This is a genomic window from Bdellovibrio sp. ZFWA1 (genome assembly GCF_056175665.1).
The window spans coordinates 324,968-347,778 of record NZ_JBJKJH010000002.1 but is presented as its reverse complement, the minus strand read 5'-3'; the positions used below and the strand labels follow the sequence as shown (position 1 = coordinate 347,778).

The following is a 22,811-nucleotide window of genomic DNA, read 5'->3' as shown; positions in this document are numbered from 1 at the left end:
GACCAACTAATGGCGAGGTTCTTGGACTCGGGTCAATAGCGCACCACCGATAATAAAGAGCACCAGTAGACCAACCATACCCCAACGATTGGAGCCCGTAAGTAAAGCCCCCATCGCAACCACCAAGGGCCCCAATATAGATGCGAACTTCCCTACTAGATTAAACAAGCCAAAATACTCGGCACTGTTTTGTTGGGGCACCATTCGAGCATACATCGAGCGGCTTAAGCCCTGTACGCCCCCTTGAACCATCCCAATTACACAGGCCAACAAATAAAAGTGCAATGCCTGATTCATACCCGTTGCTGCCAGCACTGTAATTCCATAGATAACAATACAAATCAGAATTGGAAGTTTCGAACCCCAGCGTTTAGCCACAAAAGAAAAAGCGTAGGCAAATGGGAATCCGACGAATTGGGTTATAAGTAAAGCCGCTATTAAATCCTTGGCTTCAAAGCCTAACGAGATGCCGTAATCCACGGCCATGGTCATGACGGTATAGACTCCGTCGATATAAAGCCAGTAGGCTATCAAGAATAAAGTCAAATTACGATCCTGCGCCAAGCGTGACATAGTATGTTTCAGTGCCCGGTAACTTTTTTTAGTCAACTGCCCTAATGAATCAACACTTTTTTCACAATATGGCTCGGGAATAAATCGAGCCAAAGGAAAGCTAAAAACAATCCACCAAACACCTACAGATATAAAACTTGCCTGAACTGCTTGCACACCATCTTTAAATCCAAATATTTCCGGCTTAAGATACATCACAACATTTAAAAGAAAAAGAATTCCACCGCCCAAATAGCCCAGCGAATATCCCAAAGATGAGGCATGATCCATCTCTTTTCCTTTTGCAATAAAAGGTAAAAGAGCATCGTAAAAAACAGACGAAGCATTGAAACACATCATCGCGAGTCCATAAATAAACATGGCCGCAAACCATCCCCCCGCGGGAACGAAAGCTAGAGCCATACACGAAATGGCTCCGATAAACATAAATAGCAAAGCAAAGGTTTTCTTATAACCCTTTAGATCTGCGATCACCCCCAGGGTAGGGCTCATCAATGCGATCAGTAAACTTGACACAGAAATGGCTGAGCCCAGCCGCGCCGTCGTTAAAACGTGATCAGCTCCTTGGCTCCAATACCCCTTGAAAAAAACTGGGAAAAAACCCGCCATGACGGTGGTTGAAAAGGCACTGTTAGCCCAATCAAAAAAGGCCCAACTAAGAACTTTCTTGCGATCCATTTTTCTTCCCTCCGCCCTCAAACAGATCACGGAAAGAAGCAGAACGGAAGAGGAAAATCAGCACTGACAGAGTGCCCAAAAACATCAGAGACGAAAGTGCATTCAGTTTAGGACTGACGCCCATCTTCATTGCCGTATACAGCTTCACGGGCAAAGTATCTGTACCTACTCCGTTAACGAAGTAAGTGATCAAGAAATCATCGAAAGAAATCAGAAAACTTAAAATAAATCCACCCAAAATTCCGGGCTTTAGCAATGGTAAAATAATCGTACGTAAAATATAAAAATCGGAAGCGCCAAGGTCTTGCGCCGCTTCGTCCAGTGACTTATCCAATACAGACAGACGGGCCGAAACGGTCATCATTACATAAGACAGACAAAAAGTAACATGGGCTATAATCACTGAGGTAAGCCCCAATCCCAAGCCTAAAACAAAAAACAGAGACAACAGCGAAAGAGCAAAAACTATCTCTGGAAAAACCAAGGCAACCAGATTTAAATTCTCGAGCCACTTTTTTCCTTTAAAATTACTTTTGTATAAAGCGATACAAGCCGCGGTTCCTAAAACTGTCGCCCCAATTGAACTCGCCACAGCAACCATCAAGCTGTTTGCAAAAGCTCGCATAAGCTCTAAATCCGCAAGTACTTCGCCGAACCACCTCAATGTCCAAACTTTTCCATTTCCTGCCGCCAGCCCAATCGCTTCCTCTGGAACCCAAACAGCCCCAATCAGCATCATAATTAAGGGAATATACAAGGCAGCCAAACAGACATACAATGTCATTCGCGCCCACCAAGGCGCACGAGGTCGTCGTTTTTCATTCATAAGAGGCATCCTTATTTCTTCCAGAACCCAAACGACCTAATACAAACCAAAACCCCAAAAGAATAAAAACAAGAAGTACCGACAAAGCGGCACCAAAGGGCCAGTGCCGGGCTTTCAAAAACTGCTCAGTGATTAAATTTCCAAAAAGCATGTTTTTCGCCCCACCAAGCAGATCGGGAATCACATACTCTCCAAGGCAGGGAATAAAGACTAAAAGAGAGCCACTGATCATGGCCTGCTTTAAATTAGGTGAAATGACATTCTTCAAAAGCTGGAAGGGGCTTGCCCCTAAATCTTGGCCAGCCTCTACCAAACTGAAATCAAATTTTTCAAAAGCCGCATACAGCGGTAAAATCATAAAAGGCAAATACGTCGTCAGCATCCCATAAAAAACCAAAAACTGATTCTGCGACAATGCAAAGGGATTAAAAGGAATTTGCAACGTCTGTAGCAACCACTGCACCGGGCCGTCAAAACCTACAAAAACCCGAATTGCATAAATTCGAATAATTAAATTCGTCAAAAAAGGTAATGCCACCATAGCCACTAAAATGGGCCGTAACCGCGGTGATGAAGTGGCGATCGCCCAAGCGGACAACAGACCTAAAAGAAGACAACCCATTGTTGTCAAAAGTGCCAATTTTATACTTTGAAAAAGAATTCCCAAATAGGACCAAGAAAAGGCACGAACATAGTTGGATGTATCAAGCGTGGGAACAATCCCACCATAAGTCCCTTTTTGAAAGAAGCTGACGACTAACACCAGCATCAAGGGTCCAAAAATAAAGGTCAAAAACCACAGCAAAGCAGGCCAAGCTAAAAAACGAAGTCGGTTCACTGGGAATCACCTTGAAAAACATGAGTATCTTCGGGAGAAAAACACAGACTCACTAAAGTGCCGTGATCAAACTGCAAGGATTCAGGATCCTGTTGCAACAGCACTTTAAAAAAGCCCCCTTTTAGAATATCAACATGCGCTTCCGTTTGATGACCTTTAAAAATCTTTCCACCCAATCTTCCACTCAGGGTGTTCACTCCCGCGATATCGGACTGTGCCGAAAGCAGCTTAATTTTTTCGGGGCGCACATAGGCCGACATTTGCATACCGACCCGCAGGACCTCTTTAGGTAATTGATGCTTCCCACGGATCACGGTGTTTTCTGCAATCTTTAACAACACAGTGTCGTGATCTGATTCGACCAACTCGCCTTCGATGACACTCATTTGCCCGATAAAGCGCGCGGCAAACGAAGTCTGAGGCTTTTCATAGATCTCTCGAGGGGTACTGACTTGCTCAAGAATGCCCCCATTCATAATCCCAATTCGATCAGAAAGAACCATGGCCTCTTCTTGGTCATGAGTCACATAGATAAATGTAATTCCCAATCTCTGTTGCAATGCCCGGAGCTCGCGCTGCATATGTTCCCGCATCTTTTGATCTAAAGCTGAAAGTGGCTCGTCAAGCAATAGAACTTTGGGCTCATTAACCAAAGCACGGGCGACGGCCACACGCTGCTGCTGCCCACCTGATAAAGTTTCAGGACGCCTTAGAGCAAAATCACTGAGCCCCACCAGAGCCAAGGCCTCGGCAACACGCCCCTCGATCTCTTTAGCCGGTCGATTTTTTAGCTTTAAACCATAGGCAATATTTTGACCAACACTCATATGGGGAAACAAAGCATAGCGCTGAAAGACCATATTGAAGGGACGCTTCTGGGCTGGAATATTGTCGACTCTTTGGCCATTCAATAGAATCTGCCCCGAAGAGGCTTCCTCAAGACCCGCCAAAATTCGTAAAAGCGTGGACTTTCCACAACCCGAAGGCCCTAGCAAAGAAAAAAACTCCCCCTCGCCGATCGATAACGAGAGATTTTCAAGAGCCGTTTGACTGCCGAATCTTTTGCTTATATTTAGAAGTTCCAACATTCAAATGAACATAATGAGGAATTGAAAAAATGTCGAGAACATTACGGTCTTTGGTAAAAAGCTTCACAAGTGTCACTTTTGCTATCACCGCCCTGACATTCAGCGCGGCCTGTACGAAAAAAGCACCCTCGGCAGAAACAGCGGCTCAAAATGTTCAGAGCGCAATGCCCCAGACCAAAGATCTTAATTTAGCCATTTGGGGCAATTACATCTCTTCAGATTTAGTTAAAAAGTTTGAAGCGGAAACAGGCATTAAAATTCATATGACTCATTACTCTTCAAATGAAGAGCTTTTAGCCAAAATTCAAATGGGCTCGTCAGGTATCGACATGGCTGTGCCATCAGACTACATGGTCGAAATCATGACGAAGATGGGCCTACTTGAAAAAATTGACAAAGCCCTTATTCCAAATATGAATCTTTTAGATCCTCAGCTTTTAGGACAAGATTTCGATAAACAGAATGAATACTCTATTCCCTATATTTGGACGACTGCAGGAATTGCCTATAACAAATCTCTTTTGAAGACTTCTATTACTAGCTGGAAGGAATTCTTCGAAAAGCCAGAACTTAAAGGAAAGTCCGCTGTTTTAGATGACGTTCGTGAAGTCATGGCGGCCGCCCACAAACTGAATGGCTATTCAGTCAACTCACTCCAGAAGGACGAGATTCAAAAATCTAAAGACGTTCTTATAAAGGCCAAAGCTCAGTTTAAAATGTTTGCTTCGGATACCATCGATATCTTGACCAATAAAGAAGTTGTTGCGGCCCAGGCATACTCTTCCGATGCTTTACAAGCAGCTGCGAAATCTAAAGGCCAAATTGAATTTATCATCCCAAGCGAAGGCGGCACAAGAGCCATCGACAACATGGTCTTTCTGAAAGGCGCAAAGAATCTTTGGGCAGCCCATAAACTGGCTAACTTTCTTTTGACTGAAGAAGCTGACCGCAACCGAGTGCAAACTATTTTCGGAGGCCCCGTGCTAACGAAGACAAAAAACTCTTTACCTGCAGAGCTTCAAAACAACAAAGCACTTTTCCCTTCAAGTGAAACCATGAAAAAACTTGAGGCCTTAAAAGATCTAGCAGAAGGCAACCAAGCTTACGAAGACACTTGGACCGAGATAAAAACCAAGTAGGACCACAGTTAATGAGTCTAATCTAAAATAAAGGCCCCTTCGGGGCCTTTATTTTATTAAAACACCTCTAGCTTGGCAGACTGCGATGGCAGATCTAATTCTTGTTGCTTTAAATTCTCGCGAAGCGAAATCATCCCTAAGACTGTGAGGCCAATACAAAATACGCCCATAATAACAAAGCGCTTCTGACTCTTTTGCGAGCGCCACTTTTGATACTCCCAAACAAACAATAAAGGGCCTATTAGAAAAAAAGCCGAGCCGATCTGATGAATAACGAACGAAAGCATGATCACCTCTATCTTACTACTCGGTAAGATAGGCTCGACTCTTAAGGAATTTGCCACTTTTTTGATTAACTTTTAGACGAAGAATTCTGCCAACGCCTCAAGTTGAGACTCTAGGACGTCTTTTTTCATAATAATACTAAAATGATTGGCTTCCTCAAAATACAACAGCTTTATTGTCTTTAGTTGCTGAAGATATTTCTTCAAATCTTGATTTTTATAAAGAGGATCCCTTCCCCCAATCGAAACCAAACAATGCGATGAAGGACTCATAGACTCTAGCTCGTCATCCATTTTAACAGCCTCAAGGTACTCTGCCGAATAGGAAAGTTTTTCTCGTCCCGTTTGAAAAGCCTTGGGGAGTTGTACTTGAATCTGACCATCTTTAACCTCAATCCACCTCCCCCAGTCCTCTTGATGCAGATGAAGCTTCTCGGGCAGATGAGGCACAATAGCCCAAACCCCTCGCAGCCCCGGAATGACCCGTTTGCTGGCGCAACGAAGAGCGAATGCTCCGCCCATGGAGTGGCCAGCCAATACAATTTGCTGAAGACTGTGCTGCTGTTTTAAGTGGACCCACAACTCTTCAAGATCCACCTCGAGCTGGTTGGCTTTGATCTTATCAGAAACCCCAAAAGACGAACCATGCCCCCGCAAATCAGGGGTCACAACCTGGGCAAGTCCCTTTTCTGCTATCATGGACGCCAACACGGCCAGATACCGACTGTCAGACCCAACGCCATGAAATAAAATAATTAAATTTTCACTCCAAGCTGGATAATGACGATACGAGAAAACCTGACCTTGGCGATCCTTCCATTCGATCAATGGCGCAATCTTGCCAATGGGGATTTTAAACTGACTCAAACCCAATGTATCCATATGAGACAAGTAAACTGCCAGGCCGTTGAAAGATCAACATCTGTTCAAATTTTCGACGCAGAAGTTCTGCCAGACAGCATTTAGATGAAACTCAAGCTGTCTCAAGTTGGCCCTTAATTTGCTCTTTAGTTCTATGAAGCCAGTTAATCCGGCATTTTAAAACACTGAAGACTAGGGTATCGACTATGATTAAGAAAATTTTTAAATCAGCGACCATCGGAGTTCTACTTTTAAATGGTATGACCCAATCCTATGCTCGAGCGGCTTGCTCTAAAACCACCGCGAAGACAACAACCTATTACACTCCTGATGTACAAAAAATCTGTGGTGGATCCAAGCCTTGCTCTAAATTTAGAAGCGAAGTTCGCATGCAAGGCTCTGGAACGTTGCCTGGAAATCGCATTTTAACTTACAACGGAAAAATTAAAAATCTAGGGGACTGTGACACAACAGTCGGAGCCGCAGGAACCTGCATGAAACCTTATGTCACAGTAGCTGCGGATCCCCGCTTCTATAATATGGGCGACATCATCTATATTCCCAGCTTTCAAGGTGTTAAAATTAAGTTAGATGACGGTGGCTCCTTTGTTCATCATGGCTACTTTATGGTTGAAGATACCGGCGGAGCAATTAAAGGTGCAAACCGATTTGATATCTATACCGGAGCCGCGAATCTAGTACAAGATGACATCAACGAACACTTAGTAGAAATGGGCATCACTGATAAATCTGATTGCTCGAGCATTAAAAACTTCAGAGTACTACGTAAAGGAACTAAAGGATACTCAGCGGCATTAAATACAATTGAAAGACGCAGCAACTCTATTGAAGTTAAAGTTGCATCGACAGCTGCTAAAGGCGCGAACTAGTTCAAGGAGAACTTATGAAAGCTTTCACACCATGGATAATTAGTCTTTTTTGCTTAATTACCTCAACAAGCTTGGCTGCTGAACGCCCCTGCCCAACAGAAAAACAAATTGAAAAAATGGCAGAGCCGCCATTTTTCCTTTCTGACTTTAGTGAGTTTACAAATTTAAACAAAGAACAGAAAAATAAGTACTTTATTGAATTAGAAAAACTGGTGGGCCGGTCAAAAAAGGTGGTCCTTCCTTCTCAGAAATCAATCATCGCAATGAGCACCGACCAATGCGCATGGGAAAATTTGAGATTAGATCTGCACAATGCTTGCTCTGCTAAAGGTACTGACAAAAAGATATGCGATAAACTTGAAAATGCCAGAATCACGACTTTGAAGCTGGGCCAAGCTCGCCCGTAAAGAAATTGTTAAAGTGTTTTAACCTGAAGACCAGTTAATTGGTCTGGTCGAGCAACCGATCAGACCATTATGCACATATTGCATATAGATGACGATCCCTTAATGCGTGACCTGGTGGCTCTGCTGATCCACAAGGCCTTTGGCATTCAGGTTCGTCAAGCCAGCTCGGGATTCGAGGCTATAGCGAAACTTAAACTTGGTGAAGAGTACGACCTCATAATTTCTGACTACAACATGCCCAATGGAAACGGTGGAGACGTCTATCGCTATCTTCACACCAAACAAATTCATGTACCTTTCATATTGATGTCTTCGGATCATCCCTCCCAACATGAGGAATTTAGCGAACATCAGTTGGACGGTTATATCATAAAACCCAATATCCAAACACCACTTAAAAACCTCTTGGGACAAATTCTTCATCTTCATGAAAACACCAAAGAATTCTTGTCTGACAAGTTTGTCGAGGTCCACGCGAAAACACTTTTAACCATTGGCGAGCTTCCCTTTGATATCTTCTTAAAGATTGGTCAAAACAAGCACGTCCGCATTCTTAAAAAAGGCAGCATCTTTAGTCAAAGCCTGCAAGAGCGTTATCAAAGTAAAGACGTGGATCACTTCCTAATCAAATCTATAGACAGCGACGTGCTATTAGTTTACCTAGCAAACAGCTTAGAGATATTGGCAGAACTTAAAAATAGTCAGAATATTTTAGATGATATTCATAAAATCATGGACTCTATTCAGGACACTGACCTTAAACAACAATTAATCAAAGTCACCGAGGCTATCGAAAAACTTGAAAGCTCGCCTCTTGCGACTTCTGAAGCTCTTGTTGTATCTGAGGCCACTCAAAGAGCAGCCCAACGAGCCCTAAAAAAACTTGGAGCTTCTTTAGAAGTTCAGACCCTAATCAAAGCTTCCGTCCAACTAACCCTCAACACACTAGATAAAATTCCTGAGCTGCAAGGTCCGTTACGTCGACTATTTAATCAAAAGGAAAACTACTTAAGCTCTCATGCTCTGATACTTGCACAAGTGTCTTGTTTACTGGCGACGCGAATGGGCTGGTCTTCAAATTTGACTCGATATAAGTTAGGCCTCGCCTCGTTCCTTCATGACATCACACTCTCAAACCATGATTTAGCTAAAATCGACTCATTAAAGGAGCTTGAAGATAAACGAGCCAACTTTACGAATAGTGAAATTCATGACTTTAAAAATCACCCTCAGACCTCGGCCGCTTATATTAAGGACTTTCAGCAAATCCCTCCAGATGTTCATGTCATCATAGAACAGCACCATGAACTTCCAGATGGAACGGGCTTTCCTATAGGTATTTCACCACAAAAAATAGCCCCCCTTGCGGCCCTTTTTATCATCGCCCATGACTTGACGGCCTATATGATGGAGCAAAGCTCACATATAAATGTCATTGAAAAGTTCATTCAGCTGAGGCAAAAAAAATACAGTCATGGAGCCTTTAAGAAAATTATTCAAAGCTTGGTGGTGTCTACAGATCAGACAGAGCTTAGCTTAAAAGCAAGAAAATCGCCATTCAAACCAGCAGCTTAGATTGTAAGATCCTGTCACTTCTAAATATGAACCAGCTTGGCTCCTCTGAGTAAACTGCCCCGCTCGAAGATAAATGCAGAAATAGAAAGCTTTTTTTAAAAAAATCGAGTACCCTGCGCCATCTAAAAATATTTGTTCGAAAGGCCCTTAATGAGTTCCCCCCGTACTTTTGCTGATTTTAATCTTTCTGATTCTATCCTTGCTTCCCTTAGCGAAATGGGACTTCAGAATCCAACTCCAATTCAAGAACAAGCACTTCCTATTTTGCTTGATGGAGAATCTGACTTTATTGGTCTTGCTTCCACTGGTACTGGTAAGACTGCTGCGTTTGGTATTCCACTTGTTGAAAAAACAGATACATCTAAAAAGAATGTTCAAGCTTTGATTCTTTCGCCAACTCGCGAACTTGCAATTCAAGTGTCAGAACAGCTGACTAAGATCGGTGCAAAATCAAAGATCTCTGTAACGACTGTGTACGGTGGTTCAAGCTACCGCACCCAAAAAGATGCTCTTCGCCGTGGTACCCACTTCATCGTGGCAACACCGGGCCGCTTGGTTGATTTGATCAATCAAGGCGCCATCGACTTGAAGCACATCCATACCCTGGTTTTAGACGAAGCCGATGAAATGATGTCGATGGGTTTCCAAGAAGAATTGGAATTCATCCTTAAAGCCACTCACCAAGAAGACAAGGCCGAGACGTCAGACCGCGCTGCTTGTACGACTTGGTTGTTCTCTGCAACAATGAGTAAAGATGTTCGTCGCGTCGCTGATAAGTATTTAGATCAACCTAAATCTGTTGAAATCAACAAGTCTCAAGGTGTCTCCGAGACGATTGAACAGCTTTATTACTACATCCGTGATTCTCATAAAACTGAAGTCATTGCCCGCGTTCTTGAGATGCAGCAAGATTTCTACGGAATTATCTTCTGCCAAACAAAACTTGAAGTAATCGAACTTGAAGAAATCCTGACTAAACGGGGTTTCCTTGTTGATTCACTTCACGGTGATAAACAACAAAAAGAGCGCGAAATCACTCTTCGTAAGTTCAAATCAGGTCAGACTAAAGTTCTTGTCGCTACGGATGTAGCGGCTCGTGGTCTTGATGTGAATGAGCTTACTCATGTGGTCAATCACTCTCTTCCATGGGATGTTGAATCTTACATCCACCGTATTGGGCGTACTGGCCGTAATGGTAAAAAAGGTATCGCGATTTCCTTGATCTCTCCTGATCAAGTACGTCTATTCCACAGAATCCAAACTGTAACAAAAATTCCTTTGAAAAAAGGCGAACTTCCATCTGCTGAACAAGTGGCGCTCTTTAAGATTGCGCGCTTGGTTCAAAGATTTTCTGAAGTGGACACTGAGTCTCGTCAATTTAAATGGGCCGCGGGCCTATTGGAAGACTTTGAAGATAAAACAACTCCTGGAGAAAATGCGTCCACTGAAGTGACAGACCTTTGGGCTCGTCTTTTGGTGACTCATTACCCTGAAATCCTAACTGACCACGATCCGGTCAAAGAACTTTCAATGGAACGTAAAGAGTCTTCAGGTGGCGGACGCTTTGGTGGCCGTAGCGGTGGCCGTTCAGGTGATCGTGGTGGTCGCTTTGGTGGTGACCGTGGTGGCCGTTCTGGCGACCGTGGACCTCGTCGTGATGACCGTGGACCTCGTAGCGAAGGTGGCGGTTACGACCGTGGCCCTCGACGCGATGATAGAGCGCCTCGCGCTGAAGGTTCAGGTTTTGACCGCGGACCTCGTCGCGATGACCGTGGACCCCGTCGTGATGATGGCGACAGAGCACCTCGTGCCGAAGGTTCAGGTTTTGACCGCGGACCTCGTCGTGATGACCGTGGACCCCGTCGTGACGACCGCGACCGAGCACCTCGCACAGACCGTCCTCGTGAAGAGCGTGCGCCTCGTGCTGAAGGCTCAGGTTTTAGCCGTGGGCCTCGACGTGAAGAACGCAGCTTCCGCGACAGAAAACCTCGCGGTTAGTTAGGCAAAAGAAACTTTTTTTAAAAAGATTCTTTCTAAATTCGAACAAAAAAAAACGGCGAAAGAAAAAACTTTCGCCGTTTTCTATTTGCAAACTATTTCTAAAACAAAGCATTCTTTGGTGTTCTTGGAAACGGAATTACGTCTCTGATATTCGTCATTCCCGTCACATACATGAGCATACGCTCGAAGCCCAAACCAAAACCTGCATGAGGGAAGCTACCGTATCTTCGGAGGTCCGTATAGAAGCTATAATCTTCGACATGAAGTCCGACTTCTTTCATTCGTCTTTCCAGAGTCTCAAGATCGTCTTCCCGCTGCGAGCCGCCAATGATTTCGCCGATGCCAGGAGCGAGTAAATCCATCGCCCGCACTGTTTTTCCGTCAGCATTCAATTTCATGTAGAACGCTTTGATGTCTTTTGGATAGTCCGTCAAATAAACCGGCTTTTTAAAATGCTCTTCGGCTAAATAGCGTTCATGCTCTGATTGCAAATCAATGCCCCACTCGACCGCATAATCAAACTTCTTAGGAGCCTTTTTCAAGATTTCAATGGCTTCCGTGTAAGTGATTTTTCCAAACTCATTGTTTAATACATTATTCAATTTATCAAAAAGTCCCTTTTCAACGAACTGATTGAAGAACTCCATCTCTTCTGGGCACTCTTGCATCACATACTTAATGATAAACTTGATCATTGCTTCGCCCAACTCCATGTTGGCGTTCAGATCAGCAAATGCTATCTCGGGCTCAATCATCCAAAACTCTGCAGCATGACGAGACGTGTTCGAGTTTTCGGCTCTGAAGGTAGGACCAAAAGTATAGATATTTCTGAAGGCTGCGCAGTATGTTTCACCGTTCAACTGCCCGGAGACCGTCAGATTGGTCTCTTTACCAAAGAAGTCTTGTGAAGCATCAATACTGCCATCTTCTTTGCGAGGTACTTTATCAAGCTTCAAAGTTGTCACTCGGAACATTTCTCCGGCACCTTCAGCATCAGAACCTGTGATGATCGGCGTGTTGACATAGACAAATCCGTTTTCTTGAAAAAACTTATGTATTGCATAGGCCAAAACCGAGCGCACACGGAAGACCGCCGAGAAAGTATTTGTTCGCGGACGTAAATGAGCGATCTCGCGCAAGAACTCAAAACTATGACGCTTGTTCTGAAGAGGATATTCCAAGTCGGCTTTTTGAATGATGTCCACTTTCGTGGCCATCAACTCAAACTCTTGCCCTGCTCCTTGCGAGCGGACAAGCTTACCTTCGACAACAATCGATGATGAAATAGAAAGTTTTGCCACCTCTTCAAAATTTGAAAGATTTGTATCAAAAACAACCTGTACACCCTTAAAAAAGCTTCCATCATTCAGCTCGATAAAACCGAAGTTTTTTTGATCGCGAATTTTACGAACCCAACCAGACATTTGAAACTGTTTATCAATAAATTTAGCGGATTCTCTGTATAGCTGCTTTACTAAAACTTTTTCCATGATTTACCACCCCAAATCGGTCACTAAGATTATCGTGATTTATGCCAAGCTGGTAGGGACCATGCCTCGTTTATGCGCCGAGCTATCGAAGAAAAACGCCCCATTCCGGCGCATCTTCGTGCCTTAAAAGCTGCGATCTAGACTATGACCACCATCATAGCCAGATATCCAAAGACATGACAGAATGAAGCCTCTACAGAAATGAGTTTGGCCTATGTGGTTCTTTAAAAAAGATATCGAAAAAGCCCCTCTTCGCCCTTTTGTCGCTGTTCGCATGGAGGCCATTGGCGGCCAAGGAGCCAATTCTGCCGGAAAGATTTTGGCAGAAGCCGCTGTTCTGGGAATGAAATACACCGGAAATCACTTTTCTAGTTTCGGATCGGAAAAACGAGGCACCCCAGTTCGATCCTTTGTTCGCTTTGCCCAAGATCTTCGGAAAATTCGAAGTGCTTCATTCATTTCTAAGCCTGATTTACTCATGATCTTTCATGAAAACCTGATCGGCACCCATCATGAAGTATTAGATGGCGTGGATGTGGACACTGATCTGTTAATTAATAGCAGCCTAGCTCCGGATAAAATACCTGTTTCTGTCGCTAAAGAAGCGCATAGCATAAACACCGTGCCCGCCACAAAAATTGCGCTACAGATTGGGTGCGGGTTAAATGTCATAATGCTTGGAGCCGCGGTCGGGCTCTATCAGGAGCTTGAAGAAGACAAGGTTCTTGCGGCCATCGAAAACTTCTTTCATCGCCTTTCAGCAGAACAAAAGAAGAAGAATCGTTTAGGCTTTGAAGCCGGAAAAAAACAAGTTCGCATGGCTAGCTATCGCCACACTGACAGCGAGCAAAATACCAATAACAAAACCTTGCCTCCCTTGGGATGGCAGAATGCCCCGTTTGGCGGAATCATCACGAATCCTGGCAATATGATTTTGAAGGACCACAGTGTTAGCCGCAAAGGCGTAGCTCCAAAGCTTTTAAAAGAAGTGTGCTATCATTGCGGCTACTGTGATGCTGTTTGCCCTGACTTCTGCTTTATCTGGGAAAAAAACTCTGCGGGCGAGGCTCGCCTATTGGGAATTGACTATCAATACTGCAAGGGCTGCCAAAAATGTATCACCGCCTGCCCTGCTTCAGCACTGGTCCTTGTCGATGAAAATGAATTAACCAAAGAAGATAAAACCTATGAACACGCAATTGCAAAAATTTATAACCGGTAACGAAGCGGTCGCGGAAGCGGCAAAAGCCATCAATTTTCATTTCATGGGATACTATCCAATTACTCCTTCAACGGAAATTGCTCAACTCATTGATGACATGAAAATTCGTGGCGAGCTCGACACCGTTCTTTTGCCCGCCGACGGAGAACACGGTGCCGCCGGGGCTTGTTTTGGAGCCTCAACTGGCGGAGCTCGAGTTCTAAATGCAACGAGTGCAAATGGATTTCTATATAGCCTTGAACAACTGCCTGTGCAGGCAGGCTCGAGACTTCCCATGGTCTTAAATTTGGTCACGAGATCCGTCAGTGGCCCATTGGACATTCGCTGCGATCATTCCGATCTGGTCTTCGCCTTGCAAACCGGCTGGATTATTTTATTAGCAGCAAATCCTCAAGAAGTGTACGACATGAACCTTTTTGCCGTTCGTCTTGGTGAACACCCTGAAGTCAGACTTCCCGTCATGGTTGTAAGCGATGGCTTTTTTACAAGTCATCATCGTCAAAGCGTTGACATCTTTTCAGAACGGACTTCGGCGCAAAAGTTTATTAAGCAGCCCGAAGATTTACAAAAGAAATTTCCGACAACTTTAGAGCCTCGCAAACCAATCACCGTTGGCCCCTACATGAACGACGCGGATTTAATTAACAATAAATATCAACTTCACCAGGCACATAACAAAGCTGCTGAAGTTTTTGATCAGTTATGTATCGAATTCGAAAAAATGACCGGCCGAAAATATTCAGCTCTGGAAACTTACCAAATGCAGAATGCCAAATCGGCCTTGTTCTTACTAAATTCCGCCGCCGAAACAAGTAAAGACAGTATTGATAAAGCCCGAACAATCGGAACCGAAGTAGGACTGCTACGTCCGCAAATTCTTCGTCCCTTTCCCCAACTTCAATTACAAAAAGCCCTGGAAAAGCTGGACACCCTAGTGGTTGGCGAACGTAGTGATAGTCCTGGTTCGAGCATGGGCCCTATTGGACACGAAGTCTCGACAGCTATTTTAAATGCATCTATCGAAGCCCGCAAAAACATACGCTTGCTTCATCGGGTCTATGGATTGGGCGGCAAAGACTTTAAAGAAACAGATGCGGATCAGTTTATCCAACAAAGTTTCGATTCTAAGGCCGAACCATTTGCTTTCGTTGGGACATTCGACGGTGATCGAAAAGCCCTTCCGCCAATGGTGCTGCCTCCGCTCACCGCTTCTGAGCTGAGTGCAGGACTTACCAAAGTTGAAAATAAGGCTTCTAAGCGCAAGCCTGAATTGCAAGTTCGAACAGCCGACTTAGCGCAACTAAGCTTGCGCCCCAAACGAATCGTGGCTGGCCACGGCGCTTGTCCCGGTTGTGGCATATTCCCCGCTTTGGATCAGTTCTTTAAAGGCATCGAAGGCGATGTTGTTGTTTTATACCACACTGGTTGCGCCATGGTCGTTACGACGGACTATCCTTTCAGCGCCCATCGTGTGACATATCTTCATAATCTGTTTCAAAACGGGGCTCCGACAATGGCTGGTCTTGTGGAAACATACTTTGAAAAACGCCGCCGTGATGAGATCTCTGAATCTGAAAACATCACTTTTGTTATGGTCACCGGTGACGGAGGCATGGACATTGGAATGGGACCAACAATTGGCACTGCCCTTCGCGGCCACGGAATGATTGTGCTGGAATACGATAATCAAGGCTATATGAACACAGGAGGCCAGCTAAGCTATACCACTCCCAAGGGCCACAAAACCAGCACCAGTCATGTTGGCCTACGTAGTTTTGGTAAATCCTTTCACCATAAGGACACTCCTGCGATTATGGCTGCCACCGGCATTCCTTATGTCTTTACAGCCATCGAATCCCTCAATACGGATTTAGTTGAAAAAGCGGCAAAAGCCCAATGGTATGCCCAACAAGGACATTTCGTATATGGCAAACTTCTAACGGCGTGCCCATTGAATTGGGCGTCTGAGGAAAAAGAGGGTCAGAATATTTTACAGATGGCCGTGGATACCTGCTTTTTTCCACTTTACGAAATCGAGAACCAAAAGACCAAGCTTTCCTATAATCCAGAGCTGCAGAATAATGTGAAACCGATTTCAAAATGGTTTGAAATGATGGGAAAAACTCGGCATTTGCTTAAAGCGGAAAATAAAGCTGCGCTGGAAGAGATCCAAGACGAGATCACAGCAAGGTGGGCCCGTCTAAAAGCGCGAGCCGAACACCCGTTATTATAAGCTGGCATAGCAACCATAAAAAGGCTATAAGGACCCACCGTTTAAAACAATAATCGAGGTCCATATGGCATACCATGTTCACAGTGATAAACCTGTATTTGAACTTATCATCGGCGATAAAGCCTACTCTTCGTGGTCTATGCGAGCTTGGTTGATTGCGGTGCAATCAGGGCTTCCGTTTAAAGAAACATTAATTAAGTTAGACACAGCGAAAACGGCAGACCAAATTGCTAAACACTCTGGCTCTGGAAAAGTTCCTGTTTTGAAACATGGTAAAATTCAGGTTTGGGATTCCTTAGCAATTGCTGAATATTTGAACGAGCTTTCACCTGAGGCTCACCTTTGGCCACAAGACCCCGCCCTACGTGCTTTGGCCCGAAGCTACGCTGCAGAAATGCACTCGGGCTTTACGAGTCTTCGTTCGCAGTTGTCTATGGATTTACAGTTAAAAACCCAGGCACGCCATCTGACAGCAGGAACGATTACCGACATTCACCGCATTCTTGATATGTGGAAAGCGGCTCTTCGTCAAAGCCAAGGACCTTATCTTTTCGGAGATTTCAGTATCGCTGATGCCTTCTTTGCTCCCGTTGTTTTTCGCTTTAAATCCTATGGGATTCAAATCAAAGACAAGGGCCTAAAAGCCTATATGCAGAATATTGAAGACCATCATGGAGTTCAATTCTGGGTCGAAGAAGCGTTGAAGGAAAAAAATTCTAGCAGTTCTATTTTTAGATAAATAAAGGTTCAAAAATGATTTCTACAAATAACGTCAGTGTTCGCTTTGGCGGAAAAAAACTCTTTGAGGATGTAAACGTTAAGTTCACGCCTGGAAATTGCTATGGTCTTATCGGCGCAAATGGCGCCGGCAAATCGACATTTTTAAAAGTGCTTTCAAAAGAACTTGAACCCAACACCGGTGAAGTAGTTATCCCTGGAGATTTGCGAATATCCGTTCTTAAACAAGATCACTATGCTTACGAAGAAGTTCCTGTTTTAAAAACTGTCATCATGGGCAATCAAAAATTATTCAAAGTGATGGAAGAAAAAGACGCGCTTTATAGCAAGGCAGATTTTTCTGATGCTGACGGCGTTCGCGCCTCTGATCTTGAAACTGAATTTGCAGAACTCAACGGCTGGGAAGCAGAATCTGAAGCTGCAGTCATGCTATCTGGCCTTGGCATTAATGACGATCTACACAGTAAGCTTATGAAAGAGCTTAACGGTGGTGAAAAAGTAAAGGTCTTATTGGCCCAAGCACTGTTCGGAAAGCCTGACATCCTTCTACTTGATGAGCCGACGAATCACTTAGATATTTACGCCATTCAATGGCTTGAAAACTTTCTAGAAACTTTCGAAAACACGGTTATCGTGATTTCCCACGATAGACATTTTTTAAATCGTGTCTGTTCGCACATTGCCGACATTGATTTTGGCAAGGTCACAACTTACACGGGGAACTACGACTTCTGGCGCCAAGCCAGCGAACTTAATCAGCGCATGCGAGCCGATCAAAACAAAAAAGCCTCTGATAAGGCCGAAGAGCTAAAAGCCTTTATCGCTCGCTTTAGTGCGAATGCCTCAAAATCAAGACAAGCCTCGTCCCGTCAAAAACAACTGGAAAAATTAGAATTTGCAGATCTACCAGTTTCGACTCGCAAACAGCCTTTTATTGGCTTCGAAATGAAGCGTGAATTGGGTAATGATTTTTTGACAGTTGAAGGTTTAACAAAGTCCTTCGAGGGTGAGACTGTTCTAAAAAACATCAATTTTACTTTACGTAAAGGGGACAAAGTTGCTTTAGTGGGTCGAAACGATATTGCAAAGACCCTGCTGCTGGATATTATCGGCGAAGCACAGAAAGCCGACTCTGGAACCTTTCAATGGGGTATTACGACCACAAGGTCTTACTTCCCAACAGACAACTCTAAATATTTTAACGGTGACGAAGAAACTTTGGTTGACTGGCTACGCCCTTACTCGACTGATAAGGACGAAAGCTTCCTAAGAGGTTTTTTAGGAAAAATGTTATTTAGCGGAACTGATGCCCTAAAAAAACCAAATGTTCTATCCGGGGGCGAAAAGGTTCGCTGTATGTTCTCGATGATGATGTTATCGGGAGCCAATGTCCTGATACTGGACAACCCAACGGCCCACTTAGATTTGGAAAGCATCACTGCCGTGAACGAAGGACTGCAACGCTTTAAGGGGGCTGTGATCTTTACGTCCCATGACCATGAATTACTTCAGACGGTCGCCAATAGAGTGATCGAGATCGATCAAACCGTGGTCTTCGACGACCAAATTACTTACGACGAATATTTAAGCAAAAGAAAATAAATAAAAAAGCCCACTTAAAAAGTGGGCTTTTTTTAGTCTTTAATTAACGTAGGTTCTTTCTCTTTGTAACGATTGCTTATTTTGTTCCAAATGTTCGTATGAGGCCCCGTAATTCCGTCAGGGCCATAGACTCCGGCCATCTGCCCCTGAAAGTTCGGATTGGGGGTTCCATCAGGCAAGAACTGCCTTAAATCAGGAGCACCACGCAAACCATCGTACACATTTTGATCACCTAAAGAGGCCTCGTCGAGTGCGCCGTCTGCGCCTCCGCCTCCACCAAAATTCGGACCGCCACTGCTACCAGCCGCGCCATAAAAACCCGCATTGATGTCAGGCTCTTCACTTGCGCTGTCATAAGCGCCCGCCTCATCACTCGCTCCGCCAAGACCTGAACCTCCACCGCCACCAATACCCGATCCTCCGCCGGCTGAAGCTGCATCACCGGATGTGGCTTTCGGTGCACCACCAGCAACATCAATACCTTTGCTAGAAAAATCACTCTTTAAAGCGTCAGATCCCGCACCACCGTAACCAGCACTGTTACTGCCGGCCCCCGAGCCCCGTTGATCAAATCCCGCCTTTTCAGATGAACCTGTTTTACAAGTCGGGTCCAATGGATTTTTTTGACAGATACAGATCTTATTCGATGCATTTTGTGGAGAACTACAGTCTACGGGTCCCGTAGCTGCACATCCCGCCATCGTGGGATTCGCTTTGCAGATATCCGGCACGGCCGCCGCCGAAAGTTCTTTACACTGCTGGGCATTTGTTAAAGTACCTGCGTAGTTAACAATGGCCCGCTCGGCCTCTTGAATTTTTGTCTCCATCGCCACACATTCTCGTCTTTTGGTCGAAGAATCAGTTAAATAGTCAGATTCAGAAAAATAGCTCAAAAGACTAGTTCTAAAGCTTGAGGCTCCGCCCAAGGAAGCATATCTTGAGCCGGCGATCTGAGCCTGCTGATTCACACACTGCTCAATCTCTTTGGTAACAGTCTCGCAAGAGCTGATACAATTACTACGGTTTGATTTGCAGTTGATCCGCCAACCAGCCAACGCCGCATTTGCGCCAGCGATAAGATCTGCGGCTTTACTGCAGGCCATTGCAACACTACTTGCCGACATGGCTCCAGCACCTTGAGTGATTTGCGATGCTGCCCTGCCGATCTCTGACATCGAAGAATCTTCTTCATCACATGAATCTTTAGCTGACGCATGTTTTTCTTCACAGACTTGTTTAAATTGAGCCACCTGTTGCATACAAACCTGTGCAGATTGTTCTACAATTCGTTGAAATATTTCAGTATCTGAAGGCGCGGGAGGACCTACCATTTCAGAGGCGGCATTACTGTCACGAGCTGCCGAGTAGCCGCTAGCGCCACTGCCGTTATTACACACCCAGCGACCGTTCACTTGAATTTGCTCGTCACATTTCGCGGTCGCGTTTGAGGATTTGGTAGAGGTTCGTGAAGATGGTCGAGCCTTCGTAGCCGTTTTTGCTTTTGGTTTCGGAGCGCTCCAATTTTTAGCGGCTTTCGTGGTATTTTGCGGAGAGGCTAGAAGAACCGAGCCACCATTTGAAAAGCAGGAATTAAACTGAGACTGACAAGAGTTACTGCAGGCCATTTTTGCGGCAGGCGTATTTCTACCAGCACATGCTCGTTGGCAATGGCGATAATTATCCTGACAAGCATTAACAACCTCGGCTTGTGTAGACCAAGGGATAATGCCAATGAAGGCGATAAATAGCCATAGAACTATGTGCTTGATCATAGTGAACTTCCCCACGCTTTATTATCGCCATTTTATACGCAGCGTATGAAATAGAATCTCCATCTCAATCATTTTATAACAAAACTGTATTCATTTGAGACAAAAACAATGTTAGTCTGGGTCCAATGACCGTTCCGAATCGTTCCGCTTGCAGATCTTTTAAATGATCGGCCGGCCACTAAAAAAGGTGCCTACATGACCAATAAATCCGTTTTTATTCAGAATATCGAAGTCAATAACCAGAAACCCTTCGTTCTTTTCGCAGGTCTCAACGTCCTAGAGTCTAGGGATTTAGCCATGAAAGTCTGCGAACACTTCGTGAATGTCACTGACAAACTAAAAATTCCTTATGTCTTTAAAAGCTCGTTCGATAAAGCCAATCGATCTTCGATTCACTCTTATCGTGGACCGGGTCTTGAAGAAGGACTTAAAATATTCCAGGAATTGAAGTCTACATTCGGAGTCAAAGTTATAACCGATGTCCATGAAACATGGCAGGCTCAACCTGTTGCCGAGGTCGCCGACGTCATTCAACTTCCCGCATTCTTAGCAAGACAAACGGACCTTGTTGCTGCCATGGCTAAAACTGGTGCGGTGATAAATGTCAAAAAACCACAATTTTTGAGTCCTGGGCAAATGGGAAATATCGTTGATAAATTTGCAGAATGTGGAAATGAAAAAATCATCCTTTGCGATCGTGGTACAAACTTTGGCTACGACAACCTCGTGGTTGATATGTTGGGTTTTTCAATCATGAAAAAAGTTTCTAACGGAAGCCCAGTTATTTTAGATGCAACCCATGCACTTCAGTGTCGAGATCCTTTCGGTGCGGCCTCAGGTGGACGTCGGGCGCAAGTCGCTGAATTATCTAGAGCAGGCCTTGCCGTAGGTTTAGCTGGGCTATTTATCGAGGCCCATCCGGCTCCTGATCAAGCAAAATGCGATGGTCCTTCAGCACTGCCGTTGGCAAAAGCTGAAGAATTTTTAAAGCAAATGAAGGCTTTAGATGACTTGATAAAGTCACTTCCTGCGATCAACACAGAGGCCTAGACAAAGGCAAAATAAAAAAGGTCGATGCGCACATCGACCTTTTTTTTATCTTATACCGTACTTAGATTTTAGCTTTTTTATCGTGGCTTCTTCGGCACGAATAACAAGCTTCACTCCTCGGTCCGTATATTCTTCGGCTAATACTTTTAACTTGCCGCGAATTTCGCCAATGGCACCTTGAACATCATAGGGAATTAACACTTCATGATCCGCCATATCGGTTTCGAAATGAGCGATCAATTTTGAGCGAAGATTCTGAACATCTTGCGGCTCTCGCGTCGACATAAAATAGGCCTCAGGATACTCGGCTTTCAATCTAGCCAGTTGATCAACGTCAAGACGATCCACCTTATTCAAGACAAGGTAGTGGGGAATTTGTCCTGCGCCCACTTCTGCGAGTACTTCTTTGGTGACCTCTAGTTGCGACCTAAAAGACGGATCAGAGCTATCTACAACATATAAAAGCAACGAGGCCCCTGCGGCTTCATCGAGTGTCGATTTGAAAGATGCCACAAGATCATGAGGTAATTTTTTAATGAATCCAACCGTATCTGAAATCAAAAGTTTTGGTTTAGACTCTGGGTAAATCTCTCGAACGGTTGTGTCTAATGTCGCAAAAAGCTTGTCAGCAACAAGCACATCACTGCCAGTCAATGCCCTCATCAACGAGCTTTTTCCAGCATTGGTATAGCCAACCAAAGCCACCGTCAGCTCTTGGGCTCGTCTGGATCTTCGCGTATTGTCTTCATTAGACATCGACGCAATTTCATTTTTTAGTTCCTTGATTCGATCCCGAATCTTTCGACGATCCAATTCAATTGCCGATTCCCCAGCTCCCTTACCGCCGATACCACCACCTTGACGGTCCCCCCCGATTGAGCTTTCACGAAGCCGCGGGGCTAAGTATCTTAGACGAGCAATTTCAACCTGAGCTTTTGCCGCTTTCGTTCGCGCATGGCGACTGAATATCTCGATAATAACGCCCGTTCGATCTAAGACAAGGACACCTGTTGCACTTTCCATATTTCGCAACTGGCTTGGAGAAAGATCACAGTCAAAAATAACGACCTCGGCTTTTTCGGTGGGATTATCCAAAAGATACTCTTGTTCGAGTTCTTCTTCAAATTCCTCCTCGGGCTCTTCCAAGGACTCATCCATATCCATGACTTGATTTTTAGCAAATTTTAAAGCGGCCTTATGTTTTTTCGCTTTAAATGAAGGCGCAACCACGCCAGTGCCGCCGGTCCACTTGGCCAGCTCTTTCAACTTTCCATCACCAAGAACGGCTACCGTTCTAGTTGAATTGCGTCTTTGCCAAGTTCGTCCAACGACCTCGTATCCCAAGGTTTTAACTAAACGGCCAAGCTCGTCTAACGAGGCTTGCATTTCTTCTTCAGAAACACGGGGCAACTGCAAGCCAACTAGCACCGCTTTTGGGGTCGCCTCTTCCGTAGAGTGCATTCTATCCTGAGACATGGAAAACCTTTCAAAATCATTCAATAGAAGAGTTCTTATCACAAGAGCCCGACAAAGTGCTAGCCTTC

19 protein-coding genes are annotated in these 22,811 nt (G+C 44.6%); 10 read left to right on the top strand and 9 right to left on the bottom strand.

The features are described 5' to 3' along the window. Positions 1-6: 6 nt before the first annotated feature. From AC04MN_RS11130 to AC04MN_RS11115, 4 genes are read right to left on the bottom strand one after another with little or no spacing between them, the layout of a single operon-like run. Positions 7-1,251: an MFS transporter gene (locus AC04MN_RS11130; protein ID WP_475383282.1), complete on the bottom strand. Its 1,245-nt coding sequence runs from the start codon at positions 1,249-1,251 to the stop codon at positions 7-9. Then, positions 1,229-2,077, bottom strand: coding sequence for an ABC transporter permease (locus AC04MN_RS11125; protein ID WP_475383281.1), 849 nt, complete (start codon positions 2,075-2,077; stop codon positions 1,229-1,231). The genes AC04MN_RS11130 and AC04MN_RS11125 overlap by 23 nt, the downstream gene beginning before the upstream one ends. Then, positions 2,070-2,915 (bottom strand): ABC transporter permease, encoded by an 846-nt coding sequence (locus AC04MN_RS11120; protein ID WP_475383280.1) that lies wholly within the window; start codon positions 2,913-2,915, stop codon positions 2,070-2,072. The genes AC04MN_RS11125 and AC04MN_RS11120 overlap by 8 nt, the downstream gene beginning before the upstream one ends. After that, positions 2,912-4,003 carry an ABC transporter ATP-binding protein gene (locus AC04MN_RS11115; RefSeq protein ID WP_475383279.1) on the bottom strand — a complete coding sequence of 364 codons (1,092 nt, stop codon included), beginning with the start codon at positions 4,001-4,003 and terminating at the stop codon, positions 2,912-2,914. Before AC04MN_RS11115 ends, AC04MN_RS11120 begins: the two co-directional genes overlap by 4 nt. 29 nt (positions 4,004-4,032) lie before the next feature. Here AC04MN_RS11115 and AC04MN_RS11110 point away from each other — a divergent pair, with 29 nt between their 5' ends. Then, positions 4,033-5,142 carry a polyamine ABC transporter substrate-binding protein gene (locus AC04MN_RS11110; RefSeq protein ID WP_475383278.1) on the top strand — a complete coding sequence of 370 codons (1,110 nt, stop codon included), beginning with the start codon at positions 4,033-4,035 and terminating at the stop codon, positions 5,140-5,142. A 56-nt stretch (positions 5,143-5,198) separates the two neighbouring features. On the opposite strand, the gene AC04MN_RS11105 is transcribed toward AC04MN_RS11110, so the two are convergent. Further along, positions 5,199-5,429 carry a hypothetical protein gene (locus tag AC04MN_RS11105; protein WP_475383277.1) on the bottom strand — a complete coding sequence of 77 codons (231 nt, stop codon included), beginning with the start codon at positions 5,427-5,429 and terminating at the stop codon, positions 5,199-5,201. A gap of 72 nt (positions 5,430-5,501) precedes the next feature. Beyond that, the gene (locus AC04MN_RS11100; RefSeq protein WP_475383276.1) at positions 5,502-6,308 is read right to left on the bottom strand and encodes an alpha/beta fold hydrolase; all 807 of its coding nucleotides are present in this window, start codon (positions 6,306-6,308) and stop codon (positions 5,502-5,504) included. 185 nt (positions 6,309-6,493) lie between these two features. Here AC04MN_RS11100 and AC04MN_RS11095 point away from each other — a divergent pair, with 185 nt between their 5' ends. From AC04MN_RS11095 to AC04MN_RS11080, 4 genes are all read left to right on the top strand, one after another. Continuing rightward, a complete protein-coding gene (locus tag AC04MN_RS11095; protein ID WP_475383275.1) occupies positions 6,494-7,177 on the top strand; it encodes a 3D domain-containing protein in 684 nt (227 codons plus the stop codon). A gap of 14 nt (positions 7,178-7,191) precedes the next feature. Beyond that, the gene (locus tag AC04MN_RS11090; RefSeq protein WP_475383274.1) at positions 7,192-7,584 is read left to right on the top strand and encodes a hypothetical protein; all 393 of its coding nucleotides are present in this window, start codon (positions 7,192-7,194) and stop codon (positions 7,582-7,584) included. Between the two features lie 69 nt (positions 7,585-7,653). Then, positions 7,654-9,159, top strand: a complete 1,506-nt coding sequence (locus AC04MN_RS11085; RefSeq protein WP_475383273.1) for a response regulator — start codon at positions 7,654-7,656, stop codon at positions 9,157-9,159. 150 nt (positions 9,160-9,309) lie between these two features. Beyond that, positions 9,310-11,157 carry a DEAD/DEAH box helicase gene (locus AC04MN_RS11080; RefSeq protein WP_475383272.1) on the top strand — a complete coding sequence of 616 codons (1,848 nt, stop codon included), beginning with the start codon at positions 9,310-9,312 and terminating at the stop codon, positions 11,155-11,157. Between the two features lie 101 nt (positions 11,158-11,258). On the opposite strand, the gene asnS is transcribed toward AC04MN_RS11080, so the two are convergent. Further along, positions 11,259-12,650: an asparagine--tRNA ligase gene (asnS, locus tag AC04MN_RS11075; RefSeq protein ID WP_475383271.1), complete on the bottom strand. Its 1,392-nt coding sequence runs from the start codon at positions 12,648-12,650 to the stop codon at positions 11,259-11,261. Positions 12,651-12,864: 214 nt separating this feature from the next. Between asnS and AC04MN_RS11070 the strand changes: the two genes are divergently transcribed. The 4 genes from AC04MN_RS11070 (at position 12,865) to AC04MN_RS11055 (ending at position 18,445) form a co-directional block, all read left to right on the top strand. Then, positions 12,865-13,872: a 2-oxoacid:acceptor oxidoreductase family protein gene (locus AC04MN_RS11070; protein ID WP_475383270.1), complete on the top strand. Its 1,008-nt coding sequence runs from the start codon at positions 12,865-12,867 to the stop codon at positions 13,870-13,872. Continuing rightward, complete coding sequence (locus AC04MN_RS11065; protein WP_475383269.1) at positions 13,838-16,105, top strand: thiamine pyrophosphate-dependent enzyme; 2,268 nt, start codon at positions 13,838-13,840, stop codon at positions 16,103-16,105. Before AC04MN_RS11070 ends, AC04MN_RS11065 begins: the two co-directional genes overlap by 35 nt. 64 nt (positions 16,106-16,169) lie before the next feature. Continuing rightward, the gene (locus AC04MN_RS11060) at positions 16,170-16,844 is read left to right on the top strand and encodes a glutathione S-transferase family protein (protein WP_475383268.1); all 675 of its coding nucleotides are present in this window, start codon (positions 16,170-16,172) and stop codon (positions 16,842-16,844) included. A gap of 14 nt (positions 16,845-16,858) precedes the next feature. Next, positions 16,859-18,445, top strand: coding sequence for an ABC-F family ATP-binding cassette domain-containing protein (locus tag AC04MN_RS11055; protein WP_475383267.1), 1,587 nt, complete (start codon positions 16,859-16,861; stop codon positions 18,443-18,445). A gap of 32 nt (positions 18,446-18,477) precedes the next feature. Here AC04MN_RS11055 and AC04MN_RS11050 read toward each other — a convergent pair whose 3' ends face one another. Beyond that, positions 18,478-20,217 carry a hypothetical protein gene (locus AC04MN_RS11050; RefSeq protein WP_475383266.1) on the bottom strand — a complete coding sequence of 580 codons (1,740 nt, stop codon included), beginning with the start codon at positions 20,215-20,217 and terminating at the stop codon, positions 18,478-18,480. 195 nt (positions 20,218-20,412) lie between these two features. Here AC04MN_RS11050 and kdsA point away from each other — a divergent pair, with 195 nt between their 5' ends. Beyond that, positions 20,413-21,267, top strand: a complete 855-nt coding sequence (kdsA, locus tag AC04MN_RS11045; protein ID WP_475383265.1) for a 3-deoxy-8-phosphooctulonate synthase — start codon at positions 20,413-20,415, stop codon at positions 21,265-21,267. Positions 21,268-21,312: 45 nt separating this feature from the next. Here the strand turns inward: kdsA and hflX are convergent, their stop codons facing one another. After that, a complete protein-coding gene (hflX, locus tag AC04MN_RS11040) occupies positions 21,313-22,743 on the bottom strand; it encodes a GTPase HflX (RefSeq protein ID WP_475383264.1) in 1,431 nt (476 codons plus the stop codon). Between the last annotated feature and the right edge of the window lie 68 nt (positions 22,744-22,811).